We start from the raw sequence: 17,888 nt of genomic DNA on the forward strand, positions 1-17,888 counted from the left end.
TCTTTTCTTGCATTCCTTTTCTCGGCATGTCAAGCGGGATCTACGTGCGCACAAGCTCGTGATTAGGAGATCGTGATGGCGAAGAACAAAAGCCCGAAGCGCGGGAGACCACCCAAGGACCTTGCGGGCGACGTCCAGGCACGGATTCTCGATGCAGCCCAGCAGCTCTTTCTCGAGAAAGGTTTTCGGAGTGCCAGCATCGACGATATCTCCGAGTTGGCCCCTGCGAGCAAACCGACCATCTATGCCCATTTCCCCGGCAAGGAGGCACTGTTCGTGGCTGTGGTGGCCCGCACCATCAGCGGGTTGACTGACTTCGAGGGGTTCACGCCGGCAGGCCGCACCATCCAGGAAAAGCTCACCAATCTCGGCATCGAAATCGTGGAGAGATTCGTCGAGGACACGTTGGACCTCACGCGGGCGACGATCGCCGAGGCGCGGCGATTTCCCGAGTTGAGCCGTAATGTTCACGACGCGGCGCGTGACCGCGCGGCTGGGGCAGTTTCACAGCTCTTGAACGAGGCAACGCAGAGGCTCGCGCGCTCAGCCAAAGGACCCTTCGGCGCAAAGCGGAGCGTTGCGACCGCGCAGATGTTCATGGATCTCATCCTGCTTCCGATGCTTATGAGATCGCTGATGGGTGAGGAACTGAAGGATCTCAGAAAAGAGCTGCCGACGTTCTTGCACGAACGGGTCAACTTCTTTCTTGCGGCTTGCGAAGCAGATTGGAGGCCGTGAATCAGCCACAGACCTCGCTCGCTATCCTTGCGCCACGGCTTTGGGATCCAAGTCGGCGGCCAGGGACTGACCCCACGGAGCATGACGCAGGGCGCCTGCGCAGAAATCCATCATCTCGTCAAACGCGGGCCGAACGGTAGCCGCGTTGATCCGCGACGGATTGAGATACCCGTCCATTGCTTCAAGCAGGCAACAGGTCATCGCCATCGGACTTCCCGGTCGCAATTCGCCGCTCGCCTGTCCGTCAGCGATGATCGCGCGCACAAGCCCTTGGATCCGGTCTACGTAAGACAAGGCGACCGCCCAGTTCTCGTGTACTGCCGCCGCGATCAATTCGTGTTGTTTGCTGTCGTTCTTCAGCCGATGTTCGTGCAGCTGCGAGATTGCCCTCAAAGCAGCCCTTAGACCCTTTAGAGTGGAGCCGCCGCGAGCCGCGAGCGTTGCGGCCGCGGAAACGTGTTCGAACAGATCCGCCACGATCGCCTCTTCGATCGCCTGCTTTGAAGGAAAGAAGCGGTAGACGTTAGCGGGCGACATCGACGCTCCGCGAGCGATATCGGCGACGGTCGTCTTCTTGAACCCGATTTGGCGGTGCGATCGGATCGCTGCCTGTATGATCCGCTGACGAGTGCACGACGATCCCCCCTGATGTATCCGCTCCTGCATCGTTTGCGACCTCAGCGCGATGGAATCGAATGCAATTCACGTCGGCAGGCTTCCCCAAAGCCACGCAAGGGATCCATTTCCTCCAAGAACTCAGGCAGATCGCCAAATTCGCGGTTTGGTGACAGGTAGGTTTCGATGATCACGCGACCTGCCCGCTCCGCGGCTTGAACCACGCCATCGCTGGACAGAATCCTCATCCGCCCGATGAGCGCATACAGATTGACCAGTTGCGGAATCTCGGATTTGTCGCTGACGAGCGCGTCGGCGTAGAGTCGGGAGGCTTCCTCAATGAAGCTTCGATAGAGCCGCTCGCGCTTGGAAATCGAGCGGGCGTAGTGGCGCTCGCCAACCCTGCGGCGCCGAGTCACCCATCCAGCCACGATCGTGGAGATCGCTCCGAAGGCCGAGCCCCCGAACGCGGCGAAAGCAGGAATGTACATCCAGTTCATGTTATCATTCCTCATCCCTTGCGCCCCGGTACCGGCGCGATCCTATGGTCCTGACCGAAGTAGCCGCCGCAGCGTGCTCGAAGACGTCTCTGCAAGCGTCGCTCAGGTCTGACTTTCTTTGCCTGAGACAGGCCTCCACATTCGTGGGGCTAGGGATGTAGCTCGTGCACAGCCGGAAAGCGTCAGACGCGCATGCGGCCCTCTGCTCAGCAGTGCCGCGGTTCTCCTGCGCAAAGGCAGCCCCATTGCCGAACAGCCCCGCCAGTACGACGACTAATGTGTACTTGAACATAAAGAATCCCTTCTTCTGCTGAGGTATCCCTCTTTCGAACGGGAAATGCAGCGTCACGCTCCGATTCCCCCGCCCTTCAAACAGCCTGAACACGAGCTTGTGAGTCTTCGCTCTTGACACATCCCGCGGTTCGGGATGTATATTAACTATACGGTTTAGTGTATTTATGAGGTCGAGAATGTCAACACTTTTGTGGTCGCTCGCAAAGGAAAATCCATGGCCGGGGCTTGCGCTCGCATTCCTGAACCTGGTCGTGGCTCTGTCTCTCGTGGGCCTGAGCTTGCTGCTGGGCGTTACGATATCCTTGGTTGCCTGGCTGCACGCGTTCGTCGGTCGAGAGGCGGTGCCGATCAAGCGGCAAGCACAGCGGCGTAGGGCCACTTCATGACGCCAACCCTCCTCCTCGTTCGTGATTGCATCATCTATTCGGTCAATGTCTGGCTCATTCCCGTTGAATGCGCATTCAACGTAATTGAGTCCGAGCTCGTGCGCAGAGGCGTCCAGCTATACCCGGCCGAACAGCGCACAGTGCGCGCCACCTGATGGCGCATTCGCGATTGACCCGAAATCCATGAACTACACGCCACGCGTTTGGCGACACAAGCGCCGCCATCTCGACGCCAAGCTCCATCTGAAATCGAAACGGAAGCAATACATGCCATCCACATCAAGCCGAACAGCCGGCGAGCGGTCCGGGATCGCGCCCAAGGGCCTTCAGCATGGGGGCCGGGCACGGTGAGCAGGGAATCCGTTCTGTCAATCCGTGCGCTCGGCTTAGCCGATTCTCAGATTCCCCTGCGGGGCTATTTTCTGTGGGTCGGCGGAGCGTTGCTCCTGCTGCTCTTTGCAGCCGATTCACTGCTGCCCACGCCCCTGCCAAGCAAGCTCGGCGAATCGCATTCTACGCTTCCGACGATCCGGATCACCTCCGAGCTGAAGGGACCGGAAGCAGTTGTCATTGATACCAGCCAGCCCGGCTTCCCGCCTATTCTTCTGGACAAGGAGATTGCCGCGGCCCCCTCACCGCCACTCAGCTCTGATGTGGCCGATGCTGTACGACAGCCGCCCGCGTCATTGTCCGAGCAAACCGATGCGAGTGACGAGAGCCCCGCGATCTCGACCAATGTCCGCCAAACGTTAGCGCAGCTAGGTCCGGAGGTTCCCGATCAAGCCGGTTCAGGCAGGAGGCGGGGCGGGCTCGCATCGAAGCCACAGCGCAATTTCGCTCAGACTCGGTCCGAGAAGCGGCGGCGATCTGCTCGGTACCGGAGTTTCGATACCACTCTCGAATGGTGCGATTCACCGAGCCACGGCCAAGGTTCTTGTCGATACGCCATCATGCACCCTCTCACACACCGATAAGGCCACCGGTCAGTTTTCACGGACAGCCACTGGAGTTACCTCATGTCGAAGAAGCGATTGTTAGCGATTATCCTTTGGTCAGCCACGCTTGCTGCTACCGGCGCGATAGCCGATGTCACCCATACACCTTTCGAACCCACAGACCGAGCTGTAGCGGCGCAGCGCGATGCCGAGGATGCAGCCTTTCGTCGCTTGCTTGAGCAATTTCGCACCATAAAAATATCGCTCAGTCAGGCAGTAGCGATCGCTGAGCATTTACATGGCGGTTCAAGGACCGCGGACGTTAGCTTTGAGCTATCCGATCCATCCGTTTATCGAGTGCGGACGGTAAGAAATGAGCAAATTTGGCAGAACGTCATAGATGCGAACACCGGAAGCGTCACTGACAAAGAAATTTCGTCGTCGCTGAAGGAGCTCGACAGGGAAGATCTGAGCAATATCGTTGCCCTGAAGTTAGTTCAGCAGGACCTATCGGATGCCGTACGCATCGCCGAGAAAGCTGCAGCGGGAAGCGCTCTTGCCGGCGGTCTGATAAAGCAGGACGGCAAAGTCAACTTCGTGATCGTCATCGCCAGTGGTGATAGCTTGAAGGAAGTTATACTCGAACCACCCAAGTTCCGTAGCCAAGGGGCAAATCGCCACTAACCGTGCAGCCAAGTCACGCGGCAACCTACCTATACCCCATACTGTCCTTTATTGGGTTCTCGGCTGGGGCATATCAAGGGTGATCTAGGCATGCATAACCTCTGATTGGCTGATGGTGATGGCGAAGAACAAAAGCCCGAAAAGCGGCAGACCGCGCAAGGACCTTGCCGGCGACGTCCAGGCGCGGATTCTCGATGCAGCCCAGCAGCTCTTTCTCGAGAAGGGTTTTCAGAGTGCCAGCATCGACGATATCTCCGAGTTAGCCCCTGCGAGCAAACCGACTATCTATGCCCATTTCCCCGGCAAGGAGGCGCTGTTCGTGGCTGTGGTGGCCCGGACCATCAACGAATTGACAGATTTTGAGGGGTTCACGCCGGCAGGCCGCACCATCCAGGAAAAGCCCACCAATCTCGGCACCGAGATGGTGGAGAAATTCGTCGAGGACACGGTGGATCTCACGCGCGCGACGATCGCCGAGGCGCGGCGATTTCCCGAGTTGAGCCGAAATGTTCACGACGCGGCGCGCGACCGGGCGGCTTGGGCAGTTTCGCAGCTCTTGAACGAGACAATGCAGAGGGTCGCGCGCTCATCAAAAGGACCTTTGAGCGCAAAGCGGAGCGTTGCGACCGCGCAGATGTTCATGGACCTCATCCTGCTTCCGATGCTTATGAGATCTCTGATGGGTGAGGAACTGAAGGATCTCAGAAAAGAGCTGCCGACGTTGTTGCACGAACGGGTCAATTTCTTTCTTGCGGCTTGCGAGGCCGACTCGAGGCCGTGAATCAGCCACAGACCGCGCTCCGCGCTACTGCCGTACGGGACGCACGGTGCAAATGAACCAATTTTTCTGATCGAAGGCAAATCGGTGAAGCAGCTGCACCGAACTTTCGCTGGCCCGTTCGTCCAACATCGACATTTTGACACGCCTCCTGGCTGATAGGCTGTCGTTGCGCTGGCGCGAAGCTCACCGGCTCAAACAACTCGGCCTCGCAATCTTGAGCGCAATTGTATTCACGAAGGCCACGCGCACAACTAAGCCAAAGCAGCAGCGCCTCACACGTTGGATTATCAATTTCCGAACCACATGCGGGGGATAGGAAGCCTCATGAGTTCTGCTCTGGAGGCGCACTGGATCGCACCGCCGAACCGAGGCATCGTTCGAGATGGTCGTCGTCCACTGGTTTGCAGAGATAGCAGAAGACCCCATCCTTCAAAGCCCGCTCCCGGACGATCTCATCCGGATAGGCCGTCACCAGAATTGTCGGGATCTTGTGCCCCGCATTCTTCAGGTGCCTGTGGAGTTCAGGCCCAGTCATTCCGGGCATGTTGACGTCGGCGACCAGGCAGGCCACTTCGACCACAAAAGGTGATGCCAGAAAACTCGCTGCCGACGGGAACGCTTCCACCGAGTAGCCAAGCAAGGTTATCAGCTTCTGCATGGATTCGCGGAACGGCTGATTATCCTCGACGATCGCGACTAGCTCATTTTTACGTTTCGGCATTGCGGCTTCCAGGCAATTAGCCCGCGGCACACTCGGCGCCCCTATACAACTCGCAGTTTCCGCTCGGAGTCGCGACAATGCAATGCCGCCGCTCCTAAGCCATGGCTTATGCCCCCGCTGTTGGCCTTAGTAGAGAAGGAGCTGTTCTTGCCGACAGATTGTGAGTAAGATGTGGTAGGGCCAAAGACGTGGCCCTTTAACTCGGGGTGGTGCTGAGTGGACGCGAACCCCAGTGTCTTGATCATCGACGATGACGCCGAGTTTCGCGACTCGGTAGGGCGCCTGCTGCGAACCGTTGGACTGGAAAGTCGGCAGTTTTCGTGTGTCTCCGAATATTTGAGCGCCGACCCTACTCCGGACGGTCCAACCTGCCTGGTGGTGGACGTGAGAATGCCAGGGCGAAGTGGCCTCGATCTCCAACGTGAGCTTTCCGCGGCGCAAAAAAACCTTCCAATGATCTTCATCACTGCGCACGGCGACATTCCGATGACTGTGCGGGCGATGAAGGGAGGCGCCATCGAGTTCCTGACAAAACCGTTCCGCGATCAGGATCTCCTCGATGCGATCATGACCGGGCTCTCGCGCGATCGTGCCCGCAGAGAGAGCGACAAGGCCATGGGAGCACTCAGGGAACGCTTGAACACCCTCAGTCCACGCGAGCGCGAGATCATGATCCAGGCCACCGCGGGACGCCTCAACAAACAGATTGCGAACGACGTCGGCATCGCTGAATCGACGGTGAAAGTGCATCGGACCAACCTCATGCGGAAGATGAAAGCGCGTTCTCTTCCCGAACTCAGCCGAATGGTGGATACGCTTGGACTAACGCAGGAAAGGCCGCAGCGCTCCTGACTTGGCCGACTCACCAATGATGTATCCACGACTGTCGGCGCTTCAAACTGCTTTCTTTCTGTCGCCACGCGTCATCGCGAAGGTATGTCAATCTGAAGGTCCCCTCGCCTTCATCCTAAGCGTCGGCTTATTTTCCCCAAACGAAAGGCGAATCCGGCGGCACTGCCAGACAATGGACGTCGGCGCCCCGAGCCGCGATGTTCATTGCGCATTTATCTCACCAATGAGCTGCAAAATGTTGGTCTGGCTGACGCTAGGGTGCGAAATCGGTGCTTCGCTGATCCTGGCTTGCGTCAACACAGTTGTCGCCCTGGCGCTGATAGCTCTTAGCCTGTCTCTCGCGATTGCGGTTTCTCTGCTGGCAAATTGCGCGCCGCTACAGGCAAGAGCTCGCCCCCCTCGACGTTGGGCGCACAGGTGTACGAGTAATCCAAACTAGAAGGAGCAATCCGACCATGACGTGCAGATACAGATGTGCCTCTCTCTTAGTAATGGCTACGCTCTCTTCCTCTTGCGTCACAAGCGTTGTCGCGCAAGAGAACCGAGGGACGCTCGAGCAGCAGGCGGCATGTGCGCCCGATGCCTTCCGACTCTGCAGCAGCTACATTCCCGATCCGACCGATGTTGCAAGCTGTCTACGGCAGAGGAGCGCAGAATTGAGCGGTGCATGCCGGTCGGTTTTCGACCAAGCTGCCAAGGCGGCTGATCCGCCTAGATTGAGCCGATCCGCCCGCGAGTACTGACCGGGGGGAGAGCTTGAAGAGATGGCAACGCGCAATCTTCGTCGTACGCATACGACGAAGACCGCCTGATTGACGCATGCGCGGGGGCACGGCGAGCTCTATGATGGCGATGCGTGATGGTCAGGCGGCTTGCTGATCGGTGGGGTTGTCGGCTTGGCGCAGGAGCTTCCATTCCCAGGGCAGCAGCTCGAGCAGACGCGATGCGGGAAGATCGGCGATACGGGCGAGGATGTCGGCGAGCCAGGCTTTGGGATCGACGTCGTTCAGGCGACAGGTCGTGATCATCGTCAGCATGATGGCGGCGCGGTCAGCGCCACGCAGACTGCCGGCGAAGGTCCAGTTGCGCCTTCCCAAGGCGATGCCGCGCAACGCTCTTTCGGCGGCGTTGTTGCTGAGGCAGATCCTGCCATCGTCGAGGAAGCGGGCGAAGTCGTCCCAGCGCCTGAGCATGTAGTTCATGGGCTTCAGGACCTCGGAGGAGCGCGATAGGGTTTCTCGCTCGCGGAGCAGCCAGGCGTGCATGTCGTCGAGCAGCGGTTTGCTTCTCTCCTGGCCCACGGCACGCCGCTCGTCGGCACTGCGGCCGTTGATGGCGCGTTCGATCTCGAACAGGGCGTCCAGACGCCTGACCGCCTCCAGCGCGATCGGGGAGACCGGTTTGCCTTTCTGTCCGTCCCGGGCGGTTTTCTCGATATCGGCCAGCTCGAAGAAGCCCCGCCGCGCATGGGCGAAGCAAAATGCCGGCGTGATCGGCATCGCTTTCTTTTGCGGGTCGAACAACGGCTCGAAGCCATTGTAGCAGTCCGCCTGCAGGATGCCGGTGAAGGCGGCCAGGTGCTTCTGCGGATGCTCACCCCGTCGGTCGCTCGAGGCGTAATAGATCGCCGCCGGCGGCGCAGGCCCACCGTAGGGCCGGTCATCCCGCACATACGTCCAGATCCGGCCAGTCGTGCACTTGCTCTTGGCCAGGATACGGATGGTGGTGTCGTCGCCATGAAGGCGCTCGGCCGCGAGCACATGACGCTCGATCATCTGGAACAGCGGCATGACGGCGAAGGTTCCGTGGCCGACCTGGTCGGCCAGCGTCGACAGCGGCAAATCGACCCTCTCAGCCTTGAAGCGCACGCTCTGGCGATTGAGCGGGATATGCATGCCGAACTTGTCGAACAGGATCGTCGCCAGCAATTGCGGGCCGATGAAGCCGCGCGGCGTGGCATGGAACGGTGCCGGCGGCTGGCTGATCTTCTCGCAATCGCGGCAGGTGAACTTTTCCCGCACCGTCTCGATCAGCTTGAACCGGCGCGGGATCTCCTCCAGCGTCTTGGTGACATCCTCACCGACCTTCGCCAGCCGCGATCCACCGCAGCAGGCACAGGTCGTTGGAGCCTCAATGACGACGCGCTCGCGTTCGATGTCGTCCGGCCACGGTTTGCGCACCGGCCGCTTGCGTGTGAAGGCGCGCACCGCCTGAGTTTTTGCCGCGGCGGTACGTGCGGCAAGCTCATCCTCGCTCGCCGTGGTGACGAGTTCTTCGAGCTCCAATTCCAATTGCTCGATCAGCCGCGCCGTGCGCTCGGAGCGCTGCCCGTACAGTTCGCGCTTGAGCTTCTCGATCCGCAGCTCCAGATGCGCGATCAGCGCCTCGTTGGCCGACAGCTCCGCCCGCGCACTGGCAGCTACCGCCTCGGCTTGCAGCCGCGCCTCACGCTCGGCCTGCAGCGCCGCCAGGGCACTCACGAGGTCCGATGGAAGGTCGTCCGGCTTCGATATCATGAAGCCATTGAATCAGATAACGTTGCAGATTCAAGCAGTAAAACGGCTATCCGACCCGCGTTGGTCGCAGCGCTTCTTGAGGGTTGCGCCAATCGATTCCGGACAACAGATAGCTCATCTGCGCCGGTGAGATCGTCACTGCTTCGCCCGCAACCGATGGCCAGATGAACCTTCCTCTCTCGAGTCTTTTGGTGAACAGGCATGCCCCCTGGCCATCGTGCCAGATCACCTTCACAAGATCGCTTCGGCGACCGCGGAACACGAACAGATGACCACTGAGCGGGTCCTTGCGCAGCACCTCCTGCACCTGGAGTGCCAACGACGGAAAGCCTCGGCGCATGTCCGTGTAGCCTGTCGCCAGCCACACTCGCGCGCCCGTCGGAACCGGGATCATCGGCGTACCAGGGCATCGAGAACGCGACGTAGCGCGTCTCCATCAACCTCGCCATCGACCCGGATGCGGTGCCCGCTACCAAGATCAATCTCGATGATGCCCTGGCTCTTCCGTCGACGCGCCGCCGTCAATGGCACTTCGGCCACCTCCCGCGGCGGCGCAGACGGCCCAATCTCGACCGGCACGAACGGCGCTGTACTTGCTTCACCATGCTTGCAAAGCTCTTTGCGCCACCTGAACAGCTGGCTCACATGAAGGCCGGCCATGCGAGCCACCTCGGAAACACTGGCTCCGGGCTCGAGCGATGCTGCAACAAGCCGTTCCTTCTCATCCTGCGACCACCGGCGCCGCCGCTCGACCGATGTGACAACCTCTGCCCGCGAAATCGTCATAGCGCTTCTCCTAGGATTACCCCTAGGACCTGCAGCCCTCGCGTCCCTCAAACAAGACGGCCTTTGGCGGAGGGATACTCTTCGTCCACCGCGCGTTCGGAACTGTCACTGGCGTCGAGGATAAGCCAAGGCTTAGCTCGCTCAACCTCGGTCTTGGTGGCCCATATCTCCGGACAATTGAGCGGAGATGGGTGAGCGGACTAGCGTCGCAGTCAGTCAGACGGACTCAGCTTCGCGGCTGATTTGGACAGGAACGATGGATCGGAGCGCACGCGCTCGATAGCTGCCATGCCGTGAAAAGTTTTCGACGGACAAAGGCCGACTCCAACTCGGAGCTGCATATGAGAGTCAAGCTCTGCGCCCGGTGCCCCTACACGCCGCGAGATCTGGCGGATCACTACGACGCAAACGCCGGCTCTCATCTGTGCTTTCGGTGCGACAGTAAAAGCGCGCCAGCCGCCATACTCGTGACAGCGAACCGAGAGTCAAAATGTGCAACAGCCGAGAACATCTTGAACGCCGCCGCGCAGCAAAGGCCCGCGCTTTCTGTGGCGGAAAGTTTGAGCTGATCCCCAGAGACGCACGAACGCGATCGCCAATGGTTGTATCACGTTTAGCCCGCGAGAAGCTTTTGGCGCACAGAACGTGGGTGTTCAACAATTTCGTGATGGGAGGCTGCATCTTTGAAGCGTCCACGCGAAGAACTTGTCTTGGTTGCCGTTCTGGTTTTGTGGACCACCTCAGCCAAGGCACAGAAGCGGCACAGGATGCTGCTCATCGCCACCACCCTTCGCAGGACCAGGTGCTGCATTAGAAGTGTTATTCGACCTGGCACAGGCCGGACAATCCGACGCTCAGCTGCTGCAACAACTCAGACTGTTACTCTACCGAGATCCAATATGTCGACGGCAAGCTCTATGCGAGGCGGCGGGAAGACGGGAAGTATATTCTCATTCCGTCCCAGAAGATCGAGCGAAACAGGGATAATCCTGACGGCCGAAATCCGCACCACCGCCGGCCTTTCTCCGACTGGCACGGTCTATTGCTTCGCATTGGGAGGCGCCACATGAAATTCATCCTGGTGAATGGCAGAACTCCCATCCGGACAACGTTCTGCCTGCAATGCTGCAAAAAGATCAATGACAACTATGTCCGCGAAATCAGGACGCGCCTACCTTACTGCGATTATCAATGCTACGCGCGCCACCGTGATTTTGAAACGCGGGCGGCAAGCTCGGGCGATAGATACTTCGTGATGGCTCACTGAACGCGATAAAGAAGCCCTATGATCAAGGATGCCGAGGAGGCGAGCCCCCAGAGCGCCTGCGTCAGCACGCCAAAGACGATACTGGAAAAGCGAGCTCTCGCTGAGCGACGTCAGGCAGCGTTCGAGATGGTCGTTATCAACGGCCTTGCGCGCCTTCGGCGGCCCAACAACCAGAAACGCCCAGCACGGATAACGGTCCGGGAACCTTCCGCAGAGGGCGCCAGTAGTGTAACCTCCTCCCTTGCTGTTTGCGCGGATTAGGCGGCTTGGCTCGCCAATCGGAAGCGCCATGATTGAAAGACCGGCAGGATCGGGCCTTTGTCCGCGTCCCCACAGTCGGGGGCGTGCTTGGATGGAGATTGCGCACAAGCGGACACGCCGTTTACCAGCCGTTGCTGCCCAATTCCTCTTGGGTATCACCGGCCTGGCATTGATCACCTTCGTCTGCTTTCACCTTGACTTTGGGGTTGCGAGGACGGGCTTTGTTTTTGTCATTCTGATCGCGCTGGTTTCGCTGCTGGGCAGCAGCACTAGAGCCTCGGTCGTTTTGTCGTTCTTGGCCGCAGCGTGCCTGAACTACTTCTTCGCGCCGCCATTGTTCGAGTTTCGCATTGATGCTCAGGATGACATTGAACGGATCGCGGTGTTCTTGACGACGTCGCTGGTCGTAAGCGTGCTGACGAGCAAGCTTAAGCGCTCGGAGAATGAGCTACGTCAAAATCAGTCCAAGTTGCAAAAGGCACAGCGGATCGCGCATTTTGGATGGTGGGAGCGAGATTTCACGACCAAGCATGTGTCTCTTTCAGACGAGGTTTCCCGGATTTTCGGAGTGCAGCCGGTTGATCTGCCGGAGTGGCATGGACGATGGCTAGACTTAATTCACCCGGAAGACCGGGCCAGAGCAGCCGAAGCCGCTGCGGCTGCGTTGAGGCCCGGCGGTCCACGTTACGACGTGGAATATAGGGTGGTGCGTCCTGACGGCACCCCGCGCGTGATCCACAGTCAAGGTGATGTCACCTGGGACGACTCGGGGCGGGCTCTTCGCCAGTTTGGCGTTCTGCACGATATCACGGAGCTGAAACAGACGGAGCGGGAGCTGCGCGCGAGCGAGGCGCGCTTCCGCACCTTGGTGGACCACGCATCCGATGCGTTCTTTCTCTACAATGAGGATGCGACGGTTCTCGATGTGAATCGCCAGGCGTGCGAAAGCTTGGGCTATCGCCGCGACGAACTGATCGGGATGACCGCGTTCGACTATGGTCCGGATCTGACACCGGAGCTTCTGCTACGCATCAGGGAGCGTCTGCGGGCGGGGAAAACTGTGACCTATGATGGTCGTCATCTTCGAAAGGATGGAACCGTGTTTCCCGTCGAAGTGCGCATCCGGCCGTTCTGGCACGAGGGCCAACTGCTGGCCGTTTCCCTGGACCGCGACATCACCGCACGCAAGCGGGCGGAGGATGAACTGCGCGCGAGCGAAGAGCGCTTTCGCACCCTCGTCCAGTTCTCCTTCGACGTGTACTGGGAAAGCGATGCGCAGCATCGCTTTACCCGCCAGGAGTTCGCCGAAGGCCTTGCTGACGCGCCGGCGCCGGGCTCCGAGATCGGCAAGACTCGGTGGGAAGTGCCCTACCTTCAGCCTGACGAGGAGGGCTGGCGCAAGCACCGCGAGACCCTCGATGCGCACCTGCCATTCCGAGATTTTGAGCTCGCTCGACCTGCGCCCGATGGCGGCAAGCGCTACGTGTCTGTCTCTGGGCTGCCGGTATTTGACGGGGCGGGACGCTTCATCGGCTATCGCGGAGTCGGACGGCACATCACCGAACGCAAGCGGGCGGAGGACGAGCTGCGCGCGAGCGAGGAGCGTTTTCGTACCGTCGTTCATTTCTCCTTCGAAGTGTACTGGGAGACAGACACGCAGCATCGCTTCACCCGCGTGGAGTATGCTCCAGGGCTGGTTGAGGCGCCGGTGTCAGGCTCGGAAATCGGCAAAAGGCCTTGGGAACTGCGCAACTTCGAGGCTGACGCCGAAGCCTGGCGCAAGCACCGCGAAGCCCTTAACGCCCGCCTGCCATTCCGAGACTTCGAGGTTGCGCGACGCACTCCCGACGGTGGTAAGAGGTACGTGTCCGTTTCTGGGCTGCCGGTATTTGACGAGTCGGGAGATTTTGTCGGCTACCGTGGAGCGGGACGCGACATCACCGAGCGCAAGAAGGCAGAAGAGGCACTCCGGCGCAGCGAAGCCTATTTGGCCGGCGCGCAGAAGCTGAGCCTTAGTGCCGCTTTTGCCCACAACTTAAAGGAAAATCTCTATTGGTCGGAAGGACTTTACCGAATTTGGGGGTTTGATCCGTCGCGGGGAATGCCGAGCCGCGAAGCCTGCTTTCAACGAGTTCATCCGGACGACCGCGACAGAGTTCGGCAAGTGGTCGAGGAGGCCGTAAGGCAGAAGCAAGATTATACGATCGAGTACAGAATTGTTCTCCCCGACGGAACGCTCAAGCATCTCCGATCGATCTGTCACCCCTCGTACTCTCCGGCTGGAGAGCTGGTTGAGGTTGTCGGTACGGCCCTCGACGTGACGGAACGCAAACGGGCACAAGAAGAGCATGAGCGGCTGCGCCAGCTGGAGGCAGATCTCGCGCATCTCAACCGGCTGAACGTCATGGGAGAGCTGACCGCCTCCTTGGCTCACGAGATTCTTCATCCGATTGCCACAGCGCGGAACAACGCACGTGCAGGCATGCGCTTCCTGGAAGTTAGCCCGCCAAACCTTGCCGAGGTCATGGAGGCGCTCGCATGCGTTGTAAAGGATGCCGATCGCGCCAAGGACATAGTCGGCCGCGTCCGAGATCACATCAAGAAGGCCCCTCCGCGAATGGAGCTTTTTGACCTCAACGTGGCGATTGATGAGGTGCTCGTAATGGTGCGAAACGCAATCGAAAACCATAGAGTCGCGGTCCGAACATGCCTTATGGAGGGCGAGGCTACCGTTAGTGGCGATCGCGTTCAACTGCAGCAGGTAGTCTTGAATTTGATTCTAAACGCCATGGAAGCAATGAGCTCGGTTGAGGAGGGAGCGCGAGAGCTATCGATTAGCACTGAGCTAAGCCAGCCGAACGGCCTCCTCGTCGCAATTAGCGATTCGGGACCGGGAATTGATCCTGAACATCTCGATCGGGTCTTCGCGCCATTTTACACGACAAAGACAAGTGGAATCGGAATGGGGCTCTCGATTTGCCGATCCATCATCGACGCCCATAGGGGCCGCTTATGGGCAGAGGCCAATCGACCTCGGGGCGCAATATTCCAATTTACTTTGCCTGCCGGCGTGGAAGACTCATGAGGGAAGTGTTTTTCCCAACACTGCATGTCTCCTTCGATTTGGATATGAGCAGTCGGTCGAGCTAATGCCTTCGCTTCTGCAGTTCGCGTCAAGCCGCGCTGGATCCCCTGCATGCGAAGCTTCCTCACGCCGACCGTAGTCTTCGGCCAGGGTCTTAAGCCGACCTGCAATCACTGAATCCGTCACGGTTTGGGTAACGCGGAGCAAAGTTTTCGTGCTGTCTCCATATGTTCCTTTCTCAGTAGTAAGATCTTGGTGGTCATAACGCCGTCGCGCGGAAGCTGTTCGGGTCTACGAAGGTCGTCGCCGCTTGCCCGAAAACATTGCGATTTCTTGAGCGGCGTCGTGGCCGTCAAAATGCGGATGCGACCCCACGACTTCATGCGGGACGATCCGATCGGTTGCACCGCGTATGATGTCGTAGCATTCACAGGTTGCTTCCTCGAGCCGCGTCCGGTCGATTTCGACCAAGCCCCGCCGAGCGGATCTGATGGCACCTAAGGCGCGGAGTTTGGCAATCACCTGCGTCACGGTCGTTCGTCGCACCCCGAGCAACTGCGAAAGCGTCTCCTGCGTTAATGATAGGATGTTGTTGCCCTCGGTTCGATCGTGCAGGTGAAGCAACCACCGGGCCATGCGGGCCTCGACCGAGTGCAGTCCGTTGCAGCCTGAGACGTGCTGGAACTGCATGAGTATCGACCTCGTGTGCGCCTCGACCACACGTCTGATGGCGCCGCTCTCCATGTAGGCTGCATGAAACCGCGACACGGAGATTTGCGATGCGGTGCCGCCCACCCGCACGACCGCGGTCACGGACGACATGAAAGAGGGTCCAAGCACCGATAATGCGCCGATCGCTCCCTCGCGCCCGATTACAGCAGTTGCGATCGTTTCTCCGTTCGGAAGGCCGAGCATGAAGGAGATGGCACCGCTATGGGGAAAGTAAACATGGTCGCGTCGATCTCCCGCTCGTATCACCACGGCGTCCTGTTCAAGCGACACCTTCTGGAGATGAGGGGCGAGCAGCGCGAGGTCTGCCGCCGGCAACGCGGTAAGAAGACGATTACCGGCGCTCGCCGGACGTCCCATCACGAGAGACTTCTTCCCTCAGCAGAACACGCCGCTCTCCTGAGATGTCTTAGGCAAGAATGTCTTCTGCGCTGCGCCGACACTAACTCCACTTTCATGTGCCGGCTTTCAACGGCCTTCCCCTCGGCCGATGGCGGCTTCACGCCATAGACCCGATCGCCGATCTTGAACGCGTCGACATTGTCGCCGAGCACCGTGCCGGCAAATCATTGCCGAGTACCATGGAAACCGACCTACCCCAAAAAGCGACAGCAATCGCCGACCATAGCCTTGCGCACGCCGCACATCAATTGGATTGACCGATGCCGCAGCGACGGCGACCTCGATCTCGGCCGGCTTGCGCCGAAGAACCAGTCGGACCTCGAAGCCGCTGCTCGGCCCGAGACACACCAGGGTGGCACCTGTCGCATTCGTCACCATCTTGCCGCCTTCCCGAAGTTTCTGGACAATCGCCAAACACGCCGCGCGCAGCGCTAGTCCTGCACTTCGAACTTGAAGGCATAGCGCTCCAGCGCCGCGCGCAGAGCCTCGGTCCCTTCGCCGGCGCGGACGCGCACGACCTGTCCCAGCCGGGGGCTGCGTTCGAATGCCAAGTCGACGATGGTTGCGCCCACATTCTGCGCCTCGCCGCGAACAGCGGCCTCGATCTCACGTTGCTGGAGGGCCGGCTTGAAGATCTTGCCGATTCCGGTTACCGGCAGCGACGGCATGATCCTCACGAGCTTTGGGATCGCCGCCCGCTCAGGAACGTGGGCCGCGGCGAAATCCATCAGTTCCTGGTCGGTGACGGTAACGCCGGGTTTGGGCTGCACATAGGCGACAGGGACCTCGCCGGCATAGGCGTCGGGGCTGCCGACGGCGGCCGCCATCGCCACTGCTGGGTGTTTCGACAGCGCATCCTCGATCAGCTTCGGATCGATGTTGTGCCCGCCCCTTATGATCAGCTCCTTGCGCCGGCCGGCCAGCCAGAAATAGCCCAAACCATCCTGTCGCCCGAGATCGCCGGTGTTGAGCCAGCGCGAGCCTTCAATATCGATCCACAGATCCTTGTTCTGCTGCGGATCGAGATAGCCCGCGAACACGTTGGGCCCGGTGATGGCGATCGTTCCGACCTCGTCGACATCGGCCATTCGCAGGAAGCTCCCGGCGTCATCAAGGATGACGACGCGCATCTGCTGGTATGGCAGGCGCAGGCCGATCGACCCGGCGCGGCGTTTGCCCTCCGGCGGATTGAGGCAGGAGACGCAAGTGCCCTCGGTCAGCCCATAGCCCTCGACGATCTTGAGGCCGGTCTTCGCTTCGAACGCCTCAATCAGCTTGGCCGGCATCGGCGCCGCGCCGCAGATCGCGTATTCGAGGCTGGAGATGTCGTTGTCGCCAATCGCCACCTCGAGCAGGGCGGCATAGATCGTCGGCACACCGGAGAATGTCGCAATGCGATAGTGTGCCGCGATCTCCCAGAAGCGCGCGATCAGGTTCTTGCCGCGGTAGCCTTCGGGCGTGGCGAGCAGCACGTGATGGCCATGCATCCACGGCAACAAGCCGGTGGCGAGTTGCGCGTTGACGTGAAACAGCGGCAGGCCGCATAAATACGTCCGCGGCTCCTCGCGCTCGCCGAACACTTGCGCCGCGGCCCAGGCATCGAAGACCTCATTGCCGTGCGTACGCACCGCGATCTTCGGCGCGCCTGTCGTGCCACCGGTGCAGAAGTAAGACGAGACGGAATGTTCCGTGATCGTCCGCGGCGCGACCAGGCGATCGGCCGGCTGGGCCCGCATCGCCGCGCGGAAATCCACGATGTCGAATTTGGCATCGGGCACGCTGGCCGCTGCGGCCGCCACCGACGTCCCCCCCGAGCCTCCAAGATAAGTCATGACGTCGACCAGCGCGACCACACGAAGCTCCGGGAGCGCCGAGAGATGCGGCGCAAGCTTGCTCCACAGCTCAGTGCCGGCAAGCGGCGCGAGCGTCACCAGCACCCGTACCTTGGCCGCGCGAAGGATCTCCACGATCAGATCGGGCGCGAGAAGCGGATTGACCGCGAGCACCACCCCGGCCGCCTCACCGCCCCAGATCGTGAAGTGGGTTTCGGGCAGGTTCGGCAGCACATAGGCGACCGGACGATCCGCGCTCACGCCGAAGGCGTTAAGCGCGTTCGCGGAACGGGTTATCTCCGCCAGAAGCTCCGCGTAGGTCCAGGTCGAAGCATGTTGATAGGTTTCCGCAGTCAGAAAGAACGACAGCGCCTTGCGGTCCGGCCAGCGCTGTGCGCTTGTCGCGAACACCTCGTAGGTTGTTCGCGGCAAGCCCCGCGTCCCAAGAGGCTCGGCCTCGATTCTCTGAATATCGGCAAGATCTCGCACCGGCATTGGACGCCT

14 protein-coding genes and 1 pseudogene are annotated in these 17,888 nt (G+C 60.0%); 6 read left to right on the top strand and 9 right to left on the bottom strand.

From position 1 onward, the window contains the following. The first annotated feature begins 75 nt into the window (after positions 1 to 75). On the top strand, positions 76 to 738 hold the full coding sequence (locus GWE18_RS19020) for a TetR/AcrR family transcriptional regulator (protein WP_275187242.1): 663 nt from the start codon (positions 76 to 78) through the stop codon (positions 736 to 738). A gap of 21 nt (positions 739 to 759) precedes the next feature. Here the strand turns inward: GWE18_RS19020 and GWE18_RS19025 are convergent, their stop codons facing one another. The 3 genes and pseudogenes from GWE18_RS19025 to GWE18_RS19035 all read right to left on the bottom strand — a co-directional run bounded on the left by GWE18_RS19025 (position 760) and on the right by GWE18_RS19035 (position 1,853). Further along, positions 760 to 1,215, bottom strand: a complete 456-nt coding sequence (locus tag GWE18_RS19025) for a hypothetical protein (RefSeq protein WP_275187343.1) — start codon at positions 1,213 to 1,215, stop codon at positions 760 to 762. A 15-nt stretch (positions 1,216 to 1,230) separates the two neighbouring features. Beyond that, positions 1,231 to 1,404 (bottom strand): annotated as a pseudogene (locus GWE18_RS19030) (helix-turn-helix domain-containing protein); the annotation flags it as partial. 11 nt (positions 1,405 to 1,415) lie between these two features. Next, on the bottom strand, positions 1,416 to 1,853 hold the full coding sequence (locus tag GWE18_RS19035; RefSeq protein ID WP_275187243.1) for a hypothetical protein: 438 nt from the start codon (positions 1,851 to 1,853) through the stop codon (positions 1,416 to 1,418). Positions 1,854 to 3,549: 1,696 nt separating this feature from the next. Here GWE18_RS19035 and GWE18_RS19040 point away from each other — a divergent pair. Together GWE18_RS19040 and GWE18_RS19045 are read left to right on the top strand one after the other, a co-directional pair. Further along, positions 3,550 to 4,152, top strand: a complete 603-nt coding sequence (locus tag GWE18_RS19040; RefSeq protein ID WP_275187244.1) for a PepSY domain-containing protein — start codon at positions 3,550 to 3,552, stop codon at positions 4,150 to 4,152. 118 nt (positions 4,153 to 4,270) lie between these two features. After that, positions 4,271 to 4,933, top strand: coding sequence for a TetR/AcrR family transcriptional regulator (locus GWE18_RS19045; protein ID WP_275187245.1), 663 nt, complete (start codon positions 4,271 to 4,273; stop codon positions 4,931 to 4,933). A 322-nt stretch (positions 4,934 to 5,255) separates the two neighbouring features. Here the strand turns inward: GWE18_RS19045 and GWE18_RS19050 are convergent, their stop codons facing one another. Then, complete coding sequence (locus GWE18_RS19050) at positions 5,256 to 5,654, bottom strand: response regulator (protein ID WP_275187246.1); 399 nt, start codon at positions 5,652 to 5,654, stop codon at positions 5,256 to 5,258. Positions 5,655 to 5,891: 237 nt separating this feature from the next. Between GWE18_RS19050 and GWE18_RS19055 the strand changes: the two genes are divergently transcribed. Further along, positions 5,892 to 6,506 (top strand): response regulator, encoded by a 615-nt coding sequence (locus tag GWE18_RS19055; RefSeq protein ID WP_275187247.1) that lies wholly within the window; start codon positions 5,892 to 5,894, stop codon positions 6,504 to 6,506. An 863-nt stretch (positions 6,507 to 7,369) separates the two neighbouring features. On the opposite strand, the gene GWE18_RS19060 is transcribed toward GWE18_RS19055, so the two are convergent. The 3 genes from GWE18_RS19060 to GWE18_RS19070 are packed head-to-tail and all read right to left on the bottom strand — an operon-like array spanning position 7,370 to position 9,808. Continuing rightward, the gene (locus GWE18_RS19060; protein WP_275187248.1) at positions 7,370 to 9,022 is read right to left on the bottom strand and encodes an IS66 family transposase; all 1,653 of its coding nucleotides are present in this window, start codon (positions 9,020 to 9,022) and stop codon (positions 7,370 to 7,372) included. 46 nt (positions 9,023 to 9,068) lie between these two features. Next, complete coding sequence (gene tnpB / locus GWE18_RS19065; RefSeq protein WP_065726633.1) at positions 9,069 to 9,416, bottom strand: IS66 family insertion sequence element accessory protein TnpB; 348 nt, start codon at positions 9,414 to 9,416, stop codon at positions 9,069 to 9,071. After that, positions 9,413 to 9,808 carry a transposase gene (locus GWE18_RS19070; protein ID WP_275187249.1) on the bottom strand — a complete coding sequence of 132 codons (396 nt, stop codon included), beginning with the start codon at positions 9,806 to 9,808 and terminating at the stop codon, positions 9,413 to 9,415. Before GWE18_RS19070 ends, tnpB begins: the two co-directional genes overlap by 4 nt. Before the next feature lie 1,066 nt (positions 9,809 to 10,874). Between GWE18_RS19070 and GWE18_RS19075 the strand changes: the two genes are divergently transcribed. Both GWE18_RS19075 and GWE18_RS19080 read left to right on the top strand, forming a co-directional pair. Further along, positions 10,875 to 11,075, top strand: a complete 201-nt coding sequence (locus GWE18_RS19075; protein ID WP_275187250.1) for a hypothetical protein — start codon at positions 10,875 to 10,877, stop codon at positions 11,073 to 11,075. A 352-nt stretch (positions 11,076 to 11,427) separates the two neighbouring features. Then, positions 11,428 to 14,421 carry a PAS domain S-box protein gene (locus tag GWE18_RS19080; RefSeq protein WP_275187251.1) on the top strand — a complete coding sequence of 998 codons (2,994 nt, stop codon included), beginning with the start codon at positions 11,428 to 11,430 and terminating at the stop codon, positions 14,419 to 14,421. Positions 14,422 to 14,712: 291 nt separating this feature from the next. Here GWE18_RS19080 and GWE18_RS19085 read toward each other — a convergent pair whose 3' ends face one another. Next, positions 14,713 to 15,510, bottom strand: coding sequence for a Crp/Fnr family transcriptional regulator (locus GWE18_RS19085; protein WP_275187344.1), 798 nt, complete (start codon positions 15,508 to 15,510; stop codon positions 14,713 to 14,715). 473 nt (positions 15,511 to 15,983) lie between these two features. Further along, positions 15,984 to 17,879 carry an acyl-CoA synthetase gene (locus GWE18_RS19090; protein WP_275187252.1) on the bottom strand — a complete coding sequence of 632 codons (1,896 nt, stop codon included), beginning with the start codon at positions 17,877 to 17,879 and terminating at the stop codon, positions 15,984 to 15,986. Positions 17,880 to 17,888 lie beyond the last annotated feature (9 nt).

Source organism: Bradyrhizobium sp. CSA112, from assembly GCF_029051645.1.
Lineage (GTDB): Bacteria > Pseudomonadota > Alphaproteobacteria > Rhizobiales > Xanthobacteraceae > Bradyrhizobium.

Bases quoted from the DNA above. Each gene is read 5' to 3' on its own strand.
- GWE18_RS19070 (WP_275187249.1), bottom strand. From the start codon at position 9,808: ATGACGATTTCGCGGGCAGAGGTTGTCACATCGGTCGAGCGGCGGCGC.
- GWE18_RS19020 (WP_275187242.1), top strand. From the start codon at position 76: ATGGCGAAGAACAAAAGCCCGAAGCGCGGGAGACCACCCAAGGACCTT.
- GWE18_RS19090 (WP_275187252.1), bottom strand. From the start codon at position 17,879: ATGCCGGTGCGAGATCTTGCCGATATTCAGAGAATCGAGGCCGAGCCT.
- GWE18_RS19060 (WP_275187248.1), bottom strand. From the start codon at position 9,022: ATGATATCGAAGCCGGACGACCTTCCATCGGACCTCGTGAGTGCCCTG.
- GWE18_RS19080 (WP_275187251.1), top strand. From the start codon at position 11,428: ATGGAGATTGCGCACAAGCGGACACGCCGTTTACCAGCCGTTGCTGCC.
- GWE18_RS19085 (WP_275187344.1), bottom strand. From the start codon at position 15,510: ATGGGACGTCCGGCGAGCGCCGGTAATCGTCTTCTTACCGCGTTGCCG.
- GWE18_RS19035 (WP_275187243.1), bottom strand. From the start codon at position 1,853: ATGAACTGGATGTACATTCCTGCTTTCGCCGCGTTCGGGGGCTCGGCC.
- GWE18_RS19045 (WP_275187245.1), top strand. From the start codon at position 4,271: ATGGCGAAGAACAAAAGCCCGAAAAGCGGCAGACCGCGCAAGGACCTT.
- GWE18_RS19075 (WP_275187250.1), top strand. From the start codon at position 10,875: ATGAAATTCATCCTGGTGAATGGCAGAACTCCCATCCGGACAACGTTC.
- tnpB (WP_065726633.1), bottom strand. From the start codon at position 9,416: ATGATCCCGGTTCCGACGGGCGCGCGAGTGTGGCTGGCGACAGGCTAC.
- GWE18_RS19050 (WP_275187246.1), bottom strand. From the start codon at position 5,654: ATGCCGAAACGTAAAAATGAGCTAGTCGCGATCGTCGAGGATAATCAG.
- GWE18_RS19040 (WP_275187244.1), top strand. From the start codon at position 3,550: ATGTCGAAGAAGCGATTGTTAGCGATTATCCTTTGGTCAGCCACGCTT.